Annotated in this window: 17 protein-coding genes; 3 read left to right on the top strand and 14 right to left on the bottom strand. The window is 69.1% G+C overall.

Annotated elements, in window-relative coordinates; all coding sequences use genetic code 11:
• Positions 1-141: 141 nt before the first annotated feature.
• Positions 142-732 carry a hypothetical protein gene (locus EPN51_RS09445; protein WP_293041005.1) on the bottom strand — a complete coding sequence of 197 codons (591 nt, stop codon included), beginning with the start codon at positions 730-732 and terminating at the stop codon, positions 142-144.
• A gap of 166 nt (positions 733-898) precedes the next feature.
• Complete coding sequence (gene cspA, locus EPN51_RS09440; RefSeq protein ID WP_007772268.1) at positions 899-1,102, bottom strand: cold shock protein CspA; 204 nt, start codon at positions 1,100-1,102, stop codon at positions 899-901.
• 271 nt (positions 1,103-1,373) lie between these two features.
• Between cspA and EPN51_RS09435 the strand changes: the two genes are divergently transcribed.
• Together EPN51_RS09435 and EPN51_RS09430 are read left to right on the top strand one after the other, a co-directional pair.
• The gene (locus EPN51_RS09435) at positions 1,374-3,695 is read left to right on the top strand and encodes a DEAD/DEAH box helicase (RefSeq protein ID WP_293041097.1); all 2,322 of its coding nucleotides are present in this window, start codon (positions 1,374-1,376) and stop codon (positions 3,693-3,695) included.
• A gap of 81 nt (positions 3,696-3,776) precedes the next feature.
• Positions 3,777-4,802 carry a PAS domain-containing protein gene (locus EPN51_RS09430; protein WP_293040887.1) on the top strand — a complete coding sequence of 342 codons (1,026 nt, stop codon included), beginning with the start codon at positions 3,777-3,779 and terminating at the stop codon, positions 4,800-4,802.
• On the opposite strand, the gene EPN51_RS09425 is transcribed toward EPN51_RS09430, so the two are convergent.
• The 7 genes from EPN51_RS09425 to ssd all read right to left on the bottom strand — a co-directional run bounded on the left by EPN51_RS09425 (position 4,799) and on the right by ssd (position 9,451).
• Entirely contained in the window at positions 4,799-5,101 is a 303-nt protein-coding gene (locus EPN51_RS09425) for an Rv3654c family TadE-like protein (RefSeq protein WP_366509413.1), read from the bottom strand. The two genes, EPN51_RS09430 and EPN51_RS09425, sit on opposite strands and share 4 nt — an antisense overlap.
• Positions 5,102-5,135: 34 nt before the next feature.
• Complete coding sequence (locus EPN51_RS09420; protein WP_293041091.1) at positions 5,136-5,423, bottom strand: TadE family type IV pilus minor pilin; 288 nt, start codon at positions 5,421-5,423, stop codon at positions 5,136-5,138.
• A 35-nt stretch (positions 5,424-5,458) separates the two neighbouring features.
• Entirely contained in the window at positions 5,459-5,659 is a 201-nt protein-coding gene (locus EPN51_RS09415) for a DUF4244 domain-containing protein (protein ID WP_293040885.1), read from the bottom strand.
• An 18-nt stretch (positions 5,660-5,677) separates the two neighbouring features.
• Positions 5,678-6,277 (bottom strand): type II secretion system F family protein, encoded by a 600-nt coding sequence (locus tag EPN51_RS09410; protein ID WP_293041088.1) that lies wholly within the window; start codon positions 6,275-6,277, stop codon positions 5,678-5,680.
• A 149-nt stretch (positions 6,278-6,426) separates the two neighbouring features.
• Positions 6,427-7,230 carry a type II secretion system F family protein gene (locus EPN51_RS09405; RefSeq protein ID WP_293040882.1) on the bottom strand — a complete coding sequence of 268 codons (804 nt, stop codon included), beginning with the start codon at positions 7,228-7,230 and terminating at the stop codon, positions 6,427-6,429.
• Positions 7,227-8,390 carry a TadA family conjugal transfer-associated ATPase gene (locus tag EPN51_RS09400; protein WP_293040879.1) on the bottom strand — a complete coding sequence of 388 codons (1,164 nt, stop codon included), beginning with the start codon at positions 8,388-8,390 and terminating at the stop codon, positions 7,227-7,229. Before EPN51_RS09400 ends, EPN51_RS09405 begins: the two co-directional genes overlap by 4 nt.
• Positions 8,387-9,451 (bottom strand): septum site-determining protein Ssd, encoded by a 1,065-nt coding sequence (gene ssd, locus EPN51_RS09395; protein ID WP_293041085.1) that lies wholly within the window; start codon positions 9,449-9,451, stop codon positions 8,387-8,389. The genes EPN51_RS09400 and ssd overlap by 4 nt, the downstream gene beginning before the upstream one ends.
• A gap of 511 nt (positions 9,452-9,962) precedes the next feature.
• Between ssd and EPN51_RS09390 the strand changes: the two genes are divergently transcribed.
• Positions 9,963-10,820, top strand: a complete 858-nt coding sequence (locus EPN51_RS09390; protein WP_293040876.1) for an HAD-IB family hydrolase — start codon at positions 9,963-9,965, stop codon at positions 10,818-10,820.
• A 468-nt stretch (positions 10,821-11,288) separates the two neighbouring features.
• Here EPN51_RS09390 and EPN51_RS09385 read toward each other — a convergent pair whose 3' ends face one another.
• Genes EPN51_RS09385 through EPN51_RS09365 form a run of 5 tightly spaced genes read right to left on the bottom strand, consistent with a single transcriptional unit; the run spans position 11,289 to position 17,122 of the window.
• Positions 11,289-12,047, bottom strand: a complete 759-nt coding sequence (locus EPN51_RS09385) for an oxidoreductase (RefSeq protein ID WP_293040873.1) — start codon at positions 12,045-12,047, stop codon at positions 11,289-11,291.
• Entirely contained in the window at positions 12,037-13,701 is a 1,665-nt protein-coding gene (locus EPN51_RS09380) for an ABC transporter ATP-binding protein (RefSeq protein ID WP_293040870.1), read from the bottom strand. Before EPN51_RS09380 ends, EPN51_RS09385 begins: the two co-directional genes overlap by 11 nt.
• The gene (locus tag EPN51_RS09375; RefSeq protein ID WP_293040867.1) at positions 13,698-14,573 is read right to left on the bottom strand and encodes an ABC transporter permease; all 876 of its coding nucleotides are present in this window, start codon (positions 14,571-14,573) and stop codon (positions 13,698-13,700) included. The genes EPN51_RS09380 and EPN51_RS09375 overlap by 4 nt, the downstream gene beginning before the upstream one ends.
• Entirely contained in the window at positions 14,566-15,492 is a 927-nt protein-coding gene (locus EPN51_RS09370; protein ID WP_293040864.1) for an ABC transporter permease, read from the bottom strand. Before EPN51_RS09370 ends, EPN51_RS09375 begins: the two co-directional genes overlap by 8 nt.
• 1 nt (position 15,493) lies before the next feature.
• Complete coding sequence (locus tag EPN51_RS09365) at positions 15,494-17,122, bottom strand: ABC transporter substrate-binding protein (RefSeq protein WP_293040861.1); 1,629 nt, start codon at positions 17,120-17,122, stop codon at positions 15,494-15,496.
• Between the last annotated feature and the right edge of the window lie 87 nt (positions 17,123-17,209).

Below are 17,209 nucleotides of genomic sequence, written 5' to 3'. Positions count from 1 at the left end.
GGTCGACTTCGAAAATTCCGGTGAAATTCAGGTACGCGACTGTTCCTTCGCCCTGCGGCACCTGACAATTTCGCACCCTCGGGCGGGCCTACGCAAACCGACGCTCGAGAACGCGGGGCAAATTCGTCCGTTGCCCCCCGGCTAAACCCGCGGCCACCGGGACAGCGCCTCGGCGCTGTCGGGCGCCTCTCCCACGTTCTCTACCAGGCGCGATAGCCTCCGGCGGCCGCTGATCCGAAGCGCCGGCCGACCGCCGCGGGTGCCGATCAAGGTCGGGGCGATCCCGACGCGCATCAAAGCCGACGCCAGCGGCGAGTGAGTGTCCGGCGCGTGCGGGTCCAGCGCCAGCAGGTAATGCTCGCCCTCCGGGTTGCCGGCCGCCAGCGTCCACGCCCGCAGCTCGCGCGGCCCGGGCAGCCAGCGCGGTGGCACGGTCTTGACCGCGCCGCGGGTCCATTCGGCCGCCAGCGTGCTCAGCGAGGCATCCACCGCGGTCCGCACCAGCGGGGTGTCTTCGTCGGTCCGGCTGATCTCAGCCACCAGCCCCGCCTCGCGCATCATGTCCGCCAGCGCGGCGGCCCGCCATACGTGGTCGACGACCACCGACAGACGGGCGCCGTGGGCCTCCGGACCGCCAACGGTGACGATCTGCCCCGACGCCGCCAGCACCCCGGAAAGATCGGGGACCGCGGGCGGCACCGACTCCGCTGTAAAGAAGGAAAGCTGGCTCACGTCATCCGACAGTAGGCCCTCCCGCCCATCCACGCCTTGAGGCAACCGGCGCGGCGGCGGCGTGCACCCGGGTGGCGCAATGAAAGCCGATAAAAAGAGGAAACCCCCCGGCTGGGCCCGCTGGGCGGGACGGCACGGGGGGTATCCGTTTCAGGTCTGCTCTTCTCTACAGGGAGCGGACTCCGGTGGCCTGGGGGCCCTTAGGGCTGTGGCCGATTTCGAACTCGACCTTCTGGTTTTCTTCGAGGGTGCGGAAGCCCGAACCCTGGATCTCCGTGTAGTGGACAAACACATCCGCGGAACCGTCTTCCGGGGCAATGAACCCGAAGCCCTTCTCCGCGTTGAACCACTTCACAGTTCCCTGTGGCATTTCTCGATCTTTCCTTTTCTTCTGGGTGCGGGGCATCGCCTTTCGATGCCCCGGGCCTGGTACGACCGCCATACCTCGCTGAGTCGCCGGAACTTCACCCGACCGATTAACCTCGCAGGAACCGCGGCCGCAACGTCGATCCTGCGAAAGTTTGACACGAACACAGAAGCTGCGACCGCAAATAGTCAACCATGTTCATCGCGTCGGCGACAGACTTGTGTGTTTGCCCGATTCGAAGAGCGATTCGATGAGCGATGCCGAGCGGGGTGAGATGGCGAGTTTCGGCAGTGAGCTGCTCGCCGCCGCGCTCGCCGGAACCGCGACGGACGAGCACCCGCTCCGCCACGTCGCCGAGCTGCCGCCGCGTAGCGGCCGGCCGCACGATTGGCCGGCGTGGGCCGAACCCGACGTGGTCAAGGCGTTCGCCGACCGGGGGATCGACTCACCGTGGTCGCATCAGTTCGCGGCCGCGGACTTGGCCCACGCGGGCCGTCACGTGGTGGTGAGCACCGGCACCGCGTCGGGCAAGTCACTGGCCTATCAACTTCCCGTCCTCAACGCGTTGGCGACCGATCCGCGCGCCCGGGTGCTTTACCTGTCGCCGACCAAGGCCCTGGGCCACGACCAGTTGCGTGCCGCGCACGCACTGACCGCGGCGATTCCGCGGCTGCATGACATCGCACCCACCGCCTACGACGGCGACAGCCCCGCCGAAGTGCGCCGATTCGCCCGCGAACGCTCCCGCTGGTTGTTCTCCAACCCCGACATGATCCATTTGTCGATACTGCGCAACCATGCCCGCTGGGCCGTCCTGTTGCGTGGTCTTCGATTCGTGGTCGTCGACGAATGTCATTACTACCGTGGGGTGTTCGGCTCCAATGTGGCGATGGTGCTGCGGCGCTTGCTGCGGTTGTGCGCCCGCTATTCGAGTTCGCCGACGGTGATCTTCGCCAGCGCGACAACCGATTCCCCGGGTGCGACGGCCGCCGAGCTCATCGGGCTTCCGGTTCAGGAAGTCACCAAAGACGGTTCACCCCAAGGGGCGCGGACCGTGGCCTTGTGGGAGCCCGCGCTACGGGCCGACCTGCTCGGCGAGAACGGCGCACCGGTGCGCCGTTCGGCGGGTGCGGAGGCGGCGCGCGTCATGGCCGACCTGATCGCCGAGGGAGCCCAGACCCTGACCTTCGTACGGTCGCGCCGCGCAGCGGAATTGACCGCACTGGGCGCACAGGCAAGGTTGGACGACATCGCTCCGGAGCTTTCCCGAACGGTGGCCTCGTATCGGGCCGGCTATCTCGCCGAGGACCGCACCGCGCTGGAGCGCGCCCTGGCCGAGGGCCGGCTGCGAGGCCTGGCCACCACCAATGCGCTCGAGTTGGGGGTGGACATCGCCGGGCTGGACGCGGTGGTGCTCGCCGGCTTTCCCGGCACCGTCGCCTCGTTCTGGCAGCAGGCCGGCCGGTCCGGGCGGCGCGGCCAGGGGGCGCTGGTGGTGCTGATCGCCCGTGACGACCCGCTGGATACGTATCTGGTGCACAACCCCGCCGCGCTGCTGGACAAGCCGGTCGAGCGGGTCGTCATCGACCCGGGCAACCCCTACATTCTGGGCCCGCAACTGCTCTGCGCGGCAACCGAACTGCCGCTGGACGAGGCCGAGGTGCGCGAACTCGACGCCACCGAAGTGGCGGACGGCCTGGTCGATGACGGGTTGCTGCGGCGGCGAAGTGGAAAGTACTTCCCGGTGCCGGGCCTCGAACCGCATGCCGCGGTGGACATCCGGGGCTCGGCGGGCGGCCAGATCGTCATCGTCCAGGGCGATACCGGGCGGCTGCTGGGCAGCGTCGGCGTGGGCCAGGCGCCGGTTTCGGTGCACCCCGGAGCGGTGTATCTGCATCAGGGCGACAGCTACGTGGTGGACTCCCTGGACACCGAGGAGGGCATCGCCTTCGTCCACGCCGAGGATCCCGGTTATGCGACATTCGCACGTGAAATCACCGACATCGCGCTCACCGGCACCGGTGAGCGCTTGGCCTTCGGGCCGGTCACGCTGGGCCTGGTCCCCGTCCGGGTCACGCACCGGGTGGTGGGATATCTGCGCCGCCGGCTCTCCGGGGAGGTGATCGACTTCATCGAATTGGACATGGGAGAGCACACGCTGTCCACCACCGCGGTGATGTACACCGTCACCGAGGATGCGTTGCTGCACAAGGGGATTGACGGACCACGGATTCCCGGGTCCTTGCATGCAGCCGAGCATGCGGCGATCGGGCTGCTGCCGTTGGTCGCCAGCTGCGACCGCGGGGACATCGGCGGCTTGTCCACCGCGGTGGGTCCCGGTCCCGAAGGGCTGCCCAGTGTTTTCGTCTACGACGGATATCCGGGTGGCGCGGGATTCGCCGAACGGGGGTTTCGCCAGGCCCGCACCTGGCTCGCCGCGACGGCCGCCGCCATCGAGGCATGCGAATGCCCCCGGGGATGCCCGTCCTGCGTGCAGTCGCCCAAGTGCGGCAACGGCAACGACCCGCTCGACAAGGCGGGCGCGGTGCTGGTGCTGCGACTCGTGCTCGCAGAGCTGGCGCGAGAATCACGCTGAGCAAACCGGTGCGGGCCGGCGAAGCCGCCCGTCGGTTCACCCGCTCCCGCAGCCGGATCCCGTCGCCGTAAAATCAGCCGCATGGCCCACGACTGGTTGCTCGTGGAGACGCTCGGAGGTGATCCCACCGTTGTGGCGCAGGGGCGCCAACTCAAAAATCTCGTCCCGATCACCACCTTCCTGCGCCGCAGCCCCTATCTCGCGGCGGTTCGAACGGCGATCGCCGAGTCGGTGCAGACCGGCCAGGCCCTGACCAGCATCACGCCCAAGCGTGATCGCATCATTCGCACCGAACCGGTGGTGATGTCCGACGGTTTCATCCACGGCGTGCATGTCTGGACCGGACCCTCCGACGTCGACCCGCCCGAGCGCCCGATTCCGGGGCCACTGAAGTGGGACCTGACCCTGGGCGTGGCCACCGACACCCGCGAATCGCTGATCAACAGCGGCAAGAACCCCGAGGTGGAAGTCACCTTCGGCAGGGCCTTCGCCGAGGATCTTCCATCCCGTGAACTCAACCCGAACGAAGCCAAAGTGCTCGCCATGGCGGTCAAGGCCAAGCCGGACCAAACATTGTGCAGCACTTGGGATCTCACCGACTGGCGCGGAAAGTCCATCCGAATAGGTTTCGTCGCACGCACGATTCTGGAGCCGGGGCCCGACGGTCGGGAGCACCTGGTGGCGCGGGCGATCAATTGGCAGTCCGAGCTGAAGGGCCCGGCGGTGTCGACCGATGATCTGGCGCAACGGATCCTCAGCGGGCTCGCCCAGGCCGGGGTGCACCGCGCGCTGATCGACCTCAACAACTGGACCCTGCTGAAATGGCTCGACGAGCCCTGCACCTTTTACGACTGGCGCAGCAGTGAGACGGGAAAGCCGCGGGTCCATCCAGATGACAAGGACGTGATGTCCACCATGACACGGGAATTCGATGGGGGCGCCACCAGTCGGGTGCTGCGCATGCCCGGACACGACGGGGATTGGGTGCCGGTCCACATCACCGTGAACCGGCTGGAACTCGAGCCGGACACGTACGCCGGGCTGGTCTCCCTGCGACTGCCCACCGATGACGAACTGGTCGCCGCGGGACTGCCGCAAGCGCCTTAGTTGCCCGCTCCGACCGCCGGTCCCGCCCGCGCGGAGGCCCGCGCCGTGCCGGCGACGACGACCGCCACCCCCGCCGTGACGACGACATCGAGACCGTCGACCACACAGCGGATGTCGTTGACCCGCATCTCGCGGGCAAGGGCCGCAGCCCTATTGCAGGCCGCGTCGGAACCGGACGCCAGCCGGGCCGCCGCGGCCAAGGCGGCCAGGTCGGCCACCGCCTGTGCGCGGTGACGCGCCACCACCGCCGAGCCCAGGTAGGCAGCGAGACCGGTCGCCCAGAGCAGCACCACGACCATCCAGGCCGCGACCAGTGTGGCCGAGCCTCGATCATCATGACGGCTCGGCCGCAGCGACCGCTTTCGCGACAATATCCATGGCGGGCAATAACTTCGAATGCGCGACAACGGTGGCCACCAGGAATTCACCGTCGCGGTGCAGGTCGACTCGCGCACCCGCGGGCGCGAGTCGGACGGCGGCGGCCACGCCGGAGCGTTCGTCGCCGCGGGCAGCCAGCCTAGCGGCCTCGCGGGCGGCGTCGATGCAGCGCACCTGCATCGAAACCGCGCTGACACCGGCCAGGCACAGCACGAGCACCACCACGAGCGAGGCGATGCCCAGTGCCGCCTCAACGGTGCTCGCACCGGCACTGCCGGCTACACCTTGGTGTTGAGCGCACGGCCGATGATGTTGGTCAGTGCCGACACGATGGAATCGCCGGTGACCACGGCGTACAGCACCGCGCCGAAGGCCGCCGCCGCGATGGTGCCGATGGCGTACTCGACCGTCGACATGCCCGACTCGTCGAGGGCCAACACGGCCACTCGTGCGGCGAATTCGCGAAACATGTTGATCATCAAGGACTTCCTTTCGTTTCACAGCAGGCCCGACTGCAGCACATCACCGGCCAAACCGGCCACCACTGGGACGATGCCCAGGCACACGAACGCCGGCAAGAAGCACAGGCCCAGCGGCCCGGCGATCAGAACCCCCGCCCGCTCGGCGGCGGCGGTGGCCGTGTGCGCGGCGTCGTGGCGAGACTGGTCGGCCAACTCGGCGACGCCACCGGCGAGCGCCGCGCCCGAGGACGCCGAACGCCGGGCCAACCGCAGCAGCGCATCGATCGGCGCGTCGGCCGGGTTTGCGGGTGGGTCCGACGGAATCGCCCATGCGACAGCGGGGTCGGCGCCGAGCGCCAGCAGGTCGGCGGCCCGGCGCAGGACGCGGGCCAGGTGCGGCGGCGCGGACGGGGCGGCGGCGGCCGCCGCGGTCGACACCGCCATGCCCGCCCCCAGGCACACGGCCAGCACGTCGAGACACGACGCGACCGCCAGCGGATCCGGGCCATCCGTTCGCCCCGACGCCGGCCCCCGCGGCCGACCACCGCGCACCGACATCCCGGCACGTCTTCGCGGCAGCGACGGACCGGGACCGATCCACAGTGCCAAGGCCAGCAGCACCGCCACGACCGTCATGCGCCGCTCCTCCTCATCGCCACGCTCTGCATCGTCACCGGCGCGCATCATGCGCCGCTCCTCCTCATCGCCACGCTCTGCATCGTCACCGGCGCGCATCATGCGCCGCTCCTCCCCATCGCCACGCTCTGCATCGTCACCGGCGCGATTCACGACGCCACCCGATCGACGATGCGGTCCGACCACAACAGACCGCCGCACGCCAACGTTGCGCCGACGAGCAAGAGCACCCCGCCCGCCTGCCCGCCCAGCAAGAAGGCCAGCGGCCGGGCTCCGATCAGCTGGCCCAGCAGGATGCCGAGCATCGGCAAAGCGGAAAGTATCGTCGCGGTTGCGCGCGCACCGGCCAGGCTCGATGAGATGCGCGCCGAGAACCGTTGCCGCTCAGCGATATCGCGCTGGGCGGCGCGCATCAGGGTGGCTATCCCCAACCCATTGTCACTGGCCAACCGCCAGCACAGCGCAAGCCGCTGCCAATGCGCGGGTAGCGCCGAGGAGCGGGACGCGGCGGCCAGTCCGGCCGCGACATCGGCGCCCAACCGGGCCCGCGCCGCCACCGCCCGCAGCGACCCCGCGGCCGCGCCGTCGGTCTCGTCGGCGGCGACGCCGAATGCGCGCACCGGATGGGAACCGGCCCGCAGTTCACCGACGAGCACATCGAGCGCGGTTTCCAGCGCGCGGCCCTCTTGGGCGGCGCGCCGGATGCGGCGCCGACGGCGATAACGCAGACTCACGGTCGCGCCCACGACCACGATGCACAGAATGGTTGTCAGCGGCAGCAAGACCACGGCGGCGCAGCCGAGACCCGCAGCGATACATCCCGCCCCACGAAGCCCGTTCGCCGGGAGCCGCCGTCTTGGTGACACCACCGGACCGAGTCGGCGCCGGGGCGAGGGCAGACCGACGACAAGCGCGAGCGACAACAGCAGCGCGCCGACCAACGGGCCGTTCACGCCGGCATCCGGCTTTGCAGGACGCGCTGCAGTTGCGGGGCGTCGCCGGTCATCCCCCGATCCGCATGCCACACCGTGACCGCCCGGACCTGTCCTCGAACCGGTTGCAGCACGGCGATCTCACTGAGCCGCCGCCGACCGGTGCGGTCGCGCTCGACGTGCAGCAGCACCTGCACGGCCGCGGCGAGTTGGCTGTGCAGCGCGGCACGACCGAGACCGCCGAGTGCACCCAGTGCCTCGAGACGGGCGGGAACCTCGCCGGGGTTGTTGGCGTGCACGGTACCCGCACCCCCGTCGTGCCCGGTGTTCAGCGCGGCGAGCAGGTCCACCACTTCGGCGCCCCTGACCTCGCCCACGACGATGCGGTCAGGCCGCATCCGCAACGCCTGCCGGACCAGTTGGCGCACCGGGACTTCACCGACGCCCTCGATGTTGGCGCACCGGGCGACGAGCTTCACCAGATGCGGGTGCCGAGGCGCCAATTCAGCGGCATCCTCGACGCAGACGATCCGTTCGGCGGGCGGTACGGCGCCCAGCATCGCTGCGAGCAAAGTCGTCTTGCCCGCGCCGGTTCCACCGCTGACCAGGAACGCCAGCCGGGCGGCGATGATGTCGGCGACCAGGGCGGCGGCCGCCGGCCCGATCGCACCCGCGGCTATCAGGGCCGCCAGATCCTGGCTGGCCGGCCGCAGCACCCGCAGCGACAGGCAGGTGCCCGCGGCGGCCACCGGTGGCAGCACCGCGTGCAGCCGCACCGCAAACCCCCCGGCGCCGATTCCGGTCAGCTCGCCGTCTACCCAGGGTTGCGCGTCGTCCAGGCGCCGGCCGGCGGCCAGCGCCAGCCGCTGCGCCAACCGCCGCACCGCTGGCTCGTCGGGAAAGCGAATCTCTGTGCGCCGTAGTCCGTTGCCGTCGTCGACCCACACCGTGTCGGGTGCCGTGACCAAGACGTCGCTCGTGCCGGCCGCGCAGAGCAGCGGTTCGAGGATGCCGGCACCGGTGAGTTCGGTCTGCAGCACGCGGAGATTGGCCAGCACCTCGGTGTCACCGAGCATCCCGCCGGACTCGGCCCGGATCGCGGCGGCCACCACGGAAGCCCCCAGCGGTCCGGCTTCGCCGGCCAGACGCTCGCGGACGCGCTCGATCAGCGAACCGCTCATGCGGCCCGCCCGTTCCGCCCCGGCCGGGACCGTGCGCCGGTGGGCGGCAGCACACCCAGCACCTCGCGGGCCGCCACCGCGAGCGGGGACCGCCGCCCCAACCGCAGGCCGCCGCGTTCGACCTGCTCGCCGAGCCGCGGCTGCGCTTTGATCGCCGCCAGCAGTGGCAAACCGGCAATCTCGGCGATCTCTGCCGACCGCAATCCGCCCGGCGACGGACCCCGCACCACCAGCCCCACGTTGGGATTGATGGCGGCCAAGACCGGCGCCATCGCCCCGGTCGCCGCGCACGCGCGCACATCACAGCGGCTGACGACGACGACAAGGTCGGCGGCGTTCAGGGCGGCCTGGGTGGCATCGGTGAAACGACGGGGCAGGTCGCAGATCACGCTGACCGCCCCCCGGCGGCCGGCGTCGACGATGGCGTGCACCGGCCCGGCACCCACCTCGTAACCGCGGCGGGTTCCGGACAGGACGCTGATTCCGCGGTGTCGTGGCAGCGCATCGCGCACCGCCGACCAGGTGAGCCGTCCACCCTGCAGCGCAAGGTCCGGCCAGCGCAGCCCCGGGGTGTTTTCACCACCGAGCAACAACTCGATACCGCCGCCCCACGGGTCGAGGTCCACCAGCAGCGCATCGGTGGCGGCCCGCGCCAGGGCGACCGCGAGCAAAGAGGCGCCGGCGCCGCCGCAGCCTCCGATGACGGCGAGGGCGTGCCCGCGCGACCCGTCGTCGCGCGACGACTCGGCGGCTTCGGCGAGTTCACCGACCAGGTCGGCCGCTTGCCCCGGCAACCGCAGCACATGTTCGGCGCCGACGCTGATGGCAGCCGCCCACGTCGTCGTCTCGGGCTCGGCCACCGTCAGCACTGTCACGTGATCGCGGCGCGGCAGCGCCCACCGTTCGCACCGCGCCGCCGCCGACGCATCCAGTACGACGGCTGCGGCCGCCGCCCAGGTCTTGCGGCTCACCGGCGAGCCGTCGCCGGCATGCACCACTCGAACACCGGCCGCGGCCGCCACCCGGTCCAACTCGGCGCGCAGCTCGGTCTCCGCCAGAATGGCCAACACACCCGCGGAACCCACCGCACGATTGGGGGCGTCGGCTGCAGAGGTGCCAGTCATCAGCTCACTGTGCGGGGCCGCAACCTTGGCACACCAGTCCCAAACGCGGAATTGGGGATAGAGACGCGAGTGTGCACAAACCGCGCGCGGCGGCGTTGCGCCAGCGACGACGGACGAAGTCCCCGCAACGCATCGAGAGCCGGTCCGAGCGCCCGAAAGCGCGAAGAACCGACTCGAAAAGACCCCAGAAAAGGGACGACCCCCGCCAGGGGGGGAGGAGGCGAGGGTCGTCGTGTATCAGCCCCGGGGGGTCGGGCTGATACACCCTCGGCTCAGGCCGAGTAATGCTTACTATACACATGACAGTCCGCAATAACGCAATAGATCATTTACTGAAAAATGACCTTGAGCCGCGAAAACGCTGCTCGATTGACCCGCGGTACTCCCTGAGCGGCCATTTCCGGCGCGGGACCGCGGCCCGACGACACCGCCGACCTATGCTGGGTCCGTGACCGTCTTCGACCCGGCCGCGGAGCAGTCAGCCGCGGGGCAATCAGCGGCAAGCACCGCTTCCCATGCCCGCACGGCGGCCTTCTTCGATCTGGACAAGACGGTCATCGCCAAGTCCAGCACACTGGCGTTCAGCAAACCGTTTTTCGCTCAGGGCCTGCTCAATCGCCGCGCCGTGCTCAAGTCCAGCTACGCCCAGTTCATCTATTTGCTCTCCGGTGCCGATCATGACCAGATGGATCGGATGCGTGCCCACATGACCAACATGTGCACCGGCTGGGACGTGGAACAGGTCAAGTCGATCGTCAACGAGACACTCCACGACATCGTGACCCCGCTGGTGTTCGCCGAAGCCGCCGATCTGATCGCGGCCCACAAATTGTGCGGGCGTGACGTCGTGGTCGTGTCGGCCTCCGGCGAGGAAATCGTCGCGCCCATCGCCCGGGCCCTGGGCGCCACCCACGCGATGGCGACCCGCATGGTCGTCGAGGACGGCCGGTACACCGGCGAGATCGCGTTCTACTGCTACGGCGAGGGCAAGGTCCAAGCGATCCGCGAGCTGGCCGCTCGCGAGGGCTATCCGCTGGAACACTGCTACGCCTACTCCGACTCGATCACCGACCTGCCGATGCTCGAGTCGGTCGGCCACCCCAGCGTGGTCAATCCCGACCGCGGGTTGCGTAGGGAAGCCCTCGAACGCGGCTGGCCCCTGATGTCGTTCTCCCGCCCGGTGTCCTTGCGGGACCGCATCCCCGCGCCGTCCGGCGCTGCCATCGCCACGACCGCCGCGGTGAGCATCAGCGCGCTGGCCGCCGGCGCGGTCACCTACTCGTTGCTGCGCCGCTACGCCTTCTAGGCCAGATGGCGACGACCAGGTCATAGCCGCCGACAGCAAACGCATTAGGCGCGGGATCCAAGACGGCTTGGCAAAATTGGGCCTTGCTGTGCTAAGGGTCTAGTAGTACAAAGGAACCACGGAAGCCCGGTGAGGCCTAGGTCGATCCGGAAGAGAAGGTTCGATCTCCTGATCCGGGCGCCCAGCACGGTGCTCGGCACCCACGCGGAGTCATAGCCGCGAAAATGGCAGAAGTGTTGCGAGCCTGCGTAATTGCGAAGTGCGGAAGTGTCGACGGCCCTTTGGGTGGGGCTGCAACCAGAAGCGTCGCAAGATCGCCGAGGCCAACCCACGCAGCCCCGAAATGCACGCTTGGTAACCGAGTCCCGTGCTAGCGGGCGGCGGACCGAACATTCGGAACGTCGCCCGCTCTACACTTTTCCGGCCGATTTCCGGTGTCGATTCCCGGTCTTTCGACCACTGCTTCAGCTACCGATTCGACATCGAGTCGGCGATCGCCAACGCCTCTTTCGCGCCGGCCTGCATCGCTCCGCAACACAGCACCAGCCAGGCCCGCACACCCTCTTGGGTGCCGTCGGCGAAGCCCTGTGCCGCGTCGCGATACGCCGCGGGTTGACGCATCCAACTGACCTCGGGCACACCCAGCCCGTGCGGGTCCAGCCCGCCGGCGATGGTCACCAACCTCGACACCGCGCGCGCGACCACGCCGTCCGAGCTGCCGAACGGCTTGAGCGTCAACAACTCGCCGTGCAGGACCGCCGCGATCACCGGGGTGGGCGCCTGGGTGCGGCCGTTCACCAACTCCGCCAACAACTCCAGCCTGGGCCCCACGCCGGCATCGGCGCGCGGGCGACCCAGATGCTCGTCGTCGACCTGGCCAGCCGCGGCCAGCATGTGCAGACGGGCCAGCGCCTGCAGGGGCGCTCGCCGCCAGATGCCGACGATGGGGCCTTCGCCACCTTCGAGCGCCTGGGCCACCCGCAGTGCCCCCGCGAACACCGGATCGCTGATCGTGCCGGCGTCCGCGAGGTCCTCCAGTCGGACGGGACCGCCGTCGAGGACGGACGACGCGCGGGCCGCGCGCAGCGACGCCTCGGTGGCGGTCACGGGCCAGCCGCGCAAGTTGGCCCGGTGGCGGTGGGCGCGACCCAGCGCGTCGCGGGCGCTTTCGCTCGCCTCCGCGACGCCGGGCAGTTCTGTCAGGGGGGCAAGGGGGTCAGCCGTCACAGCTTGACAATCTATCTCCGTCGGATTCCGGCGCGTGCGGGATGGCGTCCAACAGCTGCCGGGTGTAGTCGTGCTCGGGATGAATGAACAGCTCCTCGGTGGGCGCGTGCTCCACCACGCGGCCCGCGCGCATGACCAAGACGTCGTCGGCGATCTGCCGGATCACCGCGAGGTCGTGGCTGATGAACAGGTACGCCAGGCCCAGTTCGGCCTGCAGATCGGCCAGCAGTTCCAGTATCTGCGCCTGAACCAGGACGTCGAGTGCCGACACCGCCTCGTCGCAGACCAGCACCTCGGGCCGCAACGCCAGCGCCCGGGCGATCGCCACCCGCTGTCGCTGCCCACCCGACAGTTCGCGGGGCAACCGGTCCAACACCGACGAGGGCAGCGCCACCTGGTCGACGAGGTCGTGCACCGCTTGTGCGCGCTGCCGGCGGTCACCGGCCCGGTGGATCCGCAACGGTTCCTCGATGGCACGGAACACCGAGTACATGGGGTCCAGGCTGCTGTACGGATTTTGAAACACGGGCTGCACCCGGCGACGGAAAGCCAGCTGCGTGGCCCGGGGCATCGCGTCGTCGATCCGGGTGCCGTCGAAAACCACGGTGCCCGAAGTGGGTGGTAAGAGACCGAGCACCATCCGCGCCAGGGTCGACTTCCCCGATCCCGACTCCCCGGCGATCGCCAGCGTGCGCGCGCGGCTCAGGCGAAAGGACACCGCGTCGACGGCGCGAAATTCGCCGCGCCGCCATGGCGCCCCATGGGACTCCCGGTAGACCTTGGTCAGTTCGGCGGCGACGAGAATCTCGGCGGAGCCCTCGGTCTGTTCGGCTCGCCCCCCGATCCGCGGGCGGGTCCGCGCGGCGCCCCGGACCGTCACCGCCGGCGCCGCGGCCACCAGCCGCCGGGTGTACTCGTGTTGCGGGCTTCGCAAGATCGAACGTGCCGCACCGGATTCCACGACGACCCCGCGATGGACGACGACGACCGACTCGGCCCGCTCGGCGGCCAGCGCCAGATCGTGGGTGATCAGCAGCAGCGCGGTGCCGAGGTCGGTAGTGAGCCGCTGCAGATGGTCGAGCACGTGGCGCTGCACAGTGACGTCCAGCGCGGACGTCGGCTCGTCGGCGATCAACAGCCGCGGCCGGCCCGCCAGCCCGATCGCGATCAGCGCACGTTGGCACATGCCGCCGGACAGCTGATGGGGGTAGCGGCGCGCTTGTTTCGCCGGGTCCGGCATCCCCGCCGCGGCGAGCAGCTCCACGGCACGCTGTCGGGTGCGGCGGTCGGAGGTGTTGGCCCGCAACGCTTCCCGGATCTGAAAGCCGACTTTCCACACTGGGTTCAGGTTGGTCATCGGGTCCTGCGGAATGTAGCCGATCTCGCGGCCGCGGATCGAGCGCATCGCTCGGTGGCCGGCGGCCGAGATGTCGACACCGTCGAACACGACGCGGCCGCCGGTAATTCGTCCGCCGGGGGGAAGAAGCCCGAGGATCGCGGCGGCGGTGGTGGATTTCCCCGATCCCGATTCGCCCACGACCGCGACGGTCTGCCCGGGCAGCACGGACAGGTCCAAACCACAAACCGCGGCCTGATCGCCGAAAGCGACCTCGAGGCCGTCCACCGACAGCAGTGGCGAGGCGGTTGCGCTCATGCCCGCCACGCCCTCGACGCCGGATCCAGGGCATCGCGGAGCGCGTCACCCATCATCATGAAGGCCAGCACGGTGATCGCCAGGGCGCCGGCCGGATAGAACAGAATGGGTGAGCCCGCCCGCAGCCGGGTCTGGGCGAGGTTGATATCGCCACCCCACGACACTACCGACGTCGGCAATCCGACACCGAGGTAGGACAGCGTCGCCTCGGTGACGATGAAAAGGCCGAGGGCAATGGTGGCCACCGCGATGACCGGGCCCAGGGCGTTGGGTAGCGCGTGCCGGAGCAGGATTTGAAACCTGCTCATCCCCAACGCTTTAGCGGCGAGCACGTAGTCACTGGCGCGCACCGCGAGCACGGCACCACGCGCGATCCTGGCCACCTGCGGCCAGCCGAACAACGCGAGGATCGCGATCACCGTCCAGACCGTGCGATGGCGCATGACCTGCATCAAGACGATGGCGGCAAGCAGCAACGGCAGCCCGAAGAACACGTCGGTGACACGGGAGACCACCGTGTCGATCCAGCCGCCGTAGAAGCCGGCCAACGCGCCCAACGCACCGCCGACGACGAACACGATCACGGCGGCTCCCAGGCCCACCGTGACCGACGCCCGCGCGCCGTACACCGTGCGGGCGTACACGTCGTGGCCCTGCAGGTCGGTGCCAAACCAGTGCGCGCGCGACGCGGGCAGCAGGCTCTGGCTGGGATCGGCGTAGGCCGGGTCCACCCCGGTGAACAGCCCCGGAAACATCGCGACGGCCACGACGAACGTGATCAACACCGCCGCACCGATGAACTTCGGGCGGCGATGCAACCGCCGCCACGTGTCGCGCCAGAATCCGCCCCGCGCGAAGATCCGGTCACCCATAGCGGATCCGGGGGTCCAGCGCGGCGTACAGCAGGTCCACCAGCAGATTGGTGAGCAGGTAGATCAGCACCAGCACGGTCACGATCGAGACCACGGTGGGCGCCTCTTGCCGGGTGACAGCTTGATAGAGCACGCCGCCGATACCGTGAATGTTGAAGATGCCTTCGGTCACGATGGCCCCGCCCATCAGCGCCCCCAGATCCGCTCCCAGAAACGTCACCACCGGGATCAGCGAGTTACGCAGGATGTGCACCGTCACCACGCGGGGCCGTGACAATCCTTTGGCGGTGGCGGTGCGCACATAGTCGGCGTGTGCGTTGGCGGCCACCGCGGATCGGGTCAACCGCACCACATAGGCGAATGACACCGAGCCCAGCACGATTCCGGGTAACAGCAGGCGCGCGAAGGTGGCTCGTTGCCCCACCGTCACCGGGGCGATGCCCAGCCGGACACCGAACACGAACTGCGCCAGGAAGCCCAGCACGAAGATGGGGATCGCGATGATGACCAGGCCGGTGATCAGCACCGTGGAATCGAAAAGGCCACCCGCACGCAGGCCCGCGATCACCCCGAATCCGATTCCCAGCACCGCCTCGACGGCCAGGGCGATCAACGACAGCCGCAGGGTGACCGGAAACGCATGTGCGAGAACGTCACTGACCGGCAGCCCGGAATAGGCGCGGCCCAGATCACCGTGCAGAACTCCGCCGAGGTAACGCAGGTACTGCACGATGAACGGATCGTCGAGGTGGTAGCGGGTGCGCAGCTGCGCGGCGACGGCCGGCGTCAGCGGGCGGTCGCCGGCGATCGCGGCCAACGGGTCGCCGGGCAACAGGAACACCATGCCGTAGATCAGCAACGTGGCGCCGACGAATACGGGCACCATGACGGCGATCCGGCGCGCGATATACCAACCCATGTCAAGCCTTGACGATGTTCTCGTAGTCGGGCAGCCCGTTCCAGGTGACCGTGACATTGCTGACCTCGGGCGACCATCCGACCACGCTGATGTAGTTCCACAGCGGAACAACGGGCATGTCGTGGAAGAGGATTCGTTGGGCGTCGTTGGCCAGCACGGTGGCCTGCGCCAAGTCGGGTGCGGCTTCGGCGGTCGCCAGTGCGGCGTCGAACTGCCGGCTGGAGTAGCCGACGTCGTTGGATCCCGCGCCGGTGGCGAACAGCGGGGCGAGAAATTCGATCATGGACGGGTAGTCGCCTTGCCATCCGGCGCGAAACGCGGTGGCGATGCTGCGGCTGGTGATCTGGGTGCGAAAGCCCGCGAAGGTGGGCTGCGGCGCGCCGACGGCGTCGATGCCCAGCACGTTCTTGATGCTGTTGGCCACGGCGTCCACCCAGTCCTGGTGTCCCGCATCGGCGTTGTAGGCGATCGCGTAGCGCCCGCTCCACGCCGAGATCGCATCGGCCTGCGCCCAGAGTTGCCGCGCCTGGTCGGGATTGAAGTCCAACGCGTCGCTGCCGGCGATGTTCGGGTCGAACCCCGGCAGCGATGAGGCGGTGAAATCGCGTGCGGGACTGCGGGTGTCGACGAAGATCTGTCGGGAGATCTGCGGCCGGTTGATGGCCGCCGACAGTGCCAGGCGGCGCAGCCGGCCTTCCTCGCCGCCGAAATGCGGCAGCCGCAGCGGGGTGTCGAGGCTTTGGTTGATCGCGGCCGCTCCGCTGGTGACCTTGTCGCCGAGGTCGCGCTTGTAGATCGGCAGGGCGCTGGGCGGGATGGTGTCCAGCACGTCGAGGTTGCCCGAGAGCAGGTCGGCGTAGGCGGTGTCCAGGTTGGCGTAGAACTCGAATCTCAACCCCTTGTTGTGTGGCCTGCGGTTGCCGCGGTAACCGGGGTTGGGCCGCAAGTCGATTCGGACGTTGTGCTCCCACGCCGGCCCGTCCGGTCCCTCGGCGAGTTGGTACGGGCCGTTGCCGATCGGGTGTTGGCCGAACGCGCTCATGTCGCGAAAGGCGGCCTCCGGCAACGGATAGAAGGCGCTGTGGCCCAACCGCAACCTGAAGTCGATGGTCGGTGCCTTCAACCGAACGGTGAATTCGTCGTCGTTGACCACCCGCAGCCCCGACATGGTGGTTGCCGTCGGCTTGCCGTCGCGGGTAAGGCCGGCGACCGCGTCGAATCCCGCTATCGGGCTGAAGAAGCTTTGCTGCAGTTGGGCATTGGTGCTCAAGGCCCCGTAGTTCCAGGCGTCGACGAACGAATGGGCCGTCACCGGGGACCCGTCGGTGAACGTCCAGCCGGGTTTGAGGATGACCCGATAGTTGACATTGTCGCCTGTGTCGATCGACCGGGCGACCTCGGGCGACGGATGGCCGGCGGCGTCGTAGGACATCAGCCCGGCGAAGAGCCGGTCGAGGATCCGGCCGCCCTGACTGTCGTTGGTGCCGGTCGGGATCAGCGGGTTCGGTGGTTCCCCGCCGTTGACCACCACCAGATCCGGGCTGAGGACACCGCCGCCACAACCCACCAGCGAAGCGATCGTGAGCATTGCGACGGCAAGCGGGGCCAGTATGGCCAACGGGGTCCGCATCCGGCGCATGACACCCGACCCTAGGGCCTGAAGTCGCGTCGGGAGCGCTCGCGCGGCCGTCGACGGGCTCCCCCGCCTCTACTGCTT

The sequence above is a fragment of the Mycobacterium sp. genome, assembly GCF_004298145.1.
GTDB lineage: Bacteria > Actinomycetota > Actinomycetes > Mycobacteriales > Mycobacteriaceae > Mycobacterium.
Note: the sequence above shows the minus strand (reverse complement) of the source record. Positions and strands in the feature narration are given on the sequence as shown.

Bases quoted from the DNA above. Each gene is read 5' to 3' on its own strand.
- cspA (WP_007772268.1), bottom strand. From the start codon at position 1,102: ATGCCACAGGGAACTGTGAAGTGGTTCAACGCGGAGAAGGGCTTCGGG.
- EPN51_RS09435 (WP_293041097.1), top strand. From the start codon at position 1,374: ATGGCGAGTTTCGGCAGTGAGCTGCTCGCCGCCGCGCTCGCCGGAACC.
- EPN51_RS09430 (WP_293040887.1), top strand. From the start codon at position 3,777: ATGGCCCACGACTGGTTGCTCGTGGAGACGCTCGGAGGTGATCCCACC.
- EPN51_RS09425 (WP_366509413.1), bottom strand. From the start codon at position 5,101: ATGGTCGTGGTGCTGCTCTGGGCGACCGGTCTCGCTGCCTACCTGGGC.
- EPN51_RS09415 (WP_293040885.1), bottom strand. From the start codon at position 5,659: ATGATCAACATGTTTCGCGAATTCGCCGCACGAGTGGCCGTGTTGGCC.
- EPN51_RS09410 (WP_293041088.1), bottom strand. From the start codon at position 6,277: ATGACGGTCGTGGCGGTGCTGCTGGCCTTGGCACTGTGGATCGGTCCC.
- EPN51_RS09400 (WP_293040879.1), bottom strand. From the start codon at position 8,390: ATGAGCGGTTCGCTGATCGAGCGCGTCCGCGAGCGTCTGGCCGGCGAA.
- EPN51_RS09380 (WP_293040870.1), bottom strand. From the start codon at position 13,701: ATGAGCGCAACCGCCTCGCCACTGCTGTCGGTGGACGGCCTCGAGGTC.
- EPN51_RS09375 (WP_293040867.1), bottom strand. From the start codon at position 14,573: ATGGGTGACCGGATCTTCGCGCGGGGCGGATTCTGGCGCGACACGTGG.
- EPN51_RS09370 (WP_293040864.1), bottom strand. From the start codon at position 15,492: ATGGGTTGGTATATCGCGCGCCGGATCGCCGTCATGGTGCCCGTATTC.
- EPN51_RS09365 (WP_293040861.1), bottom strand. From the start codon at position 17,122: ATGCGGACCCCGTTGGCCATACTGGCCCCGCTTGCCGTCGCAATGCTC.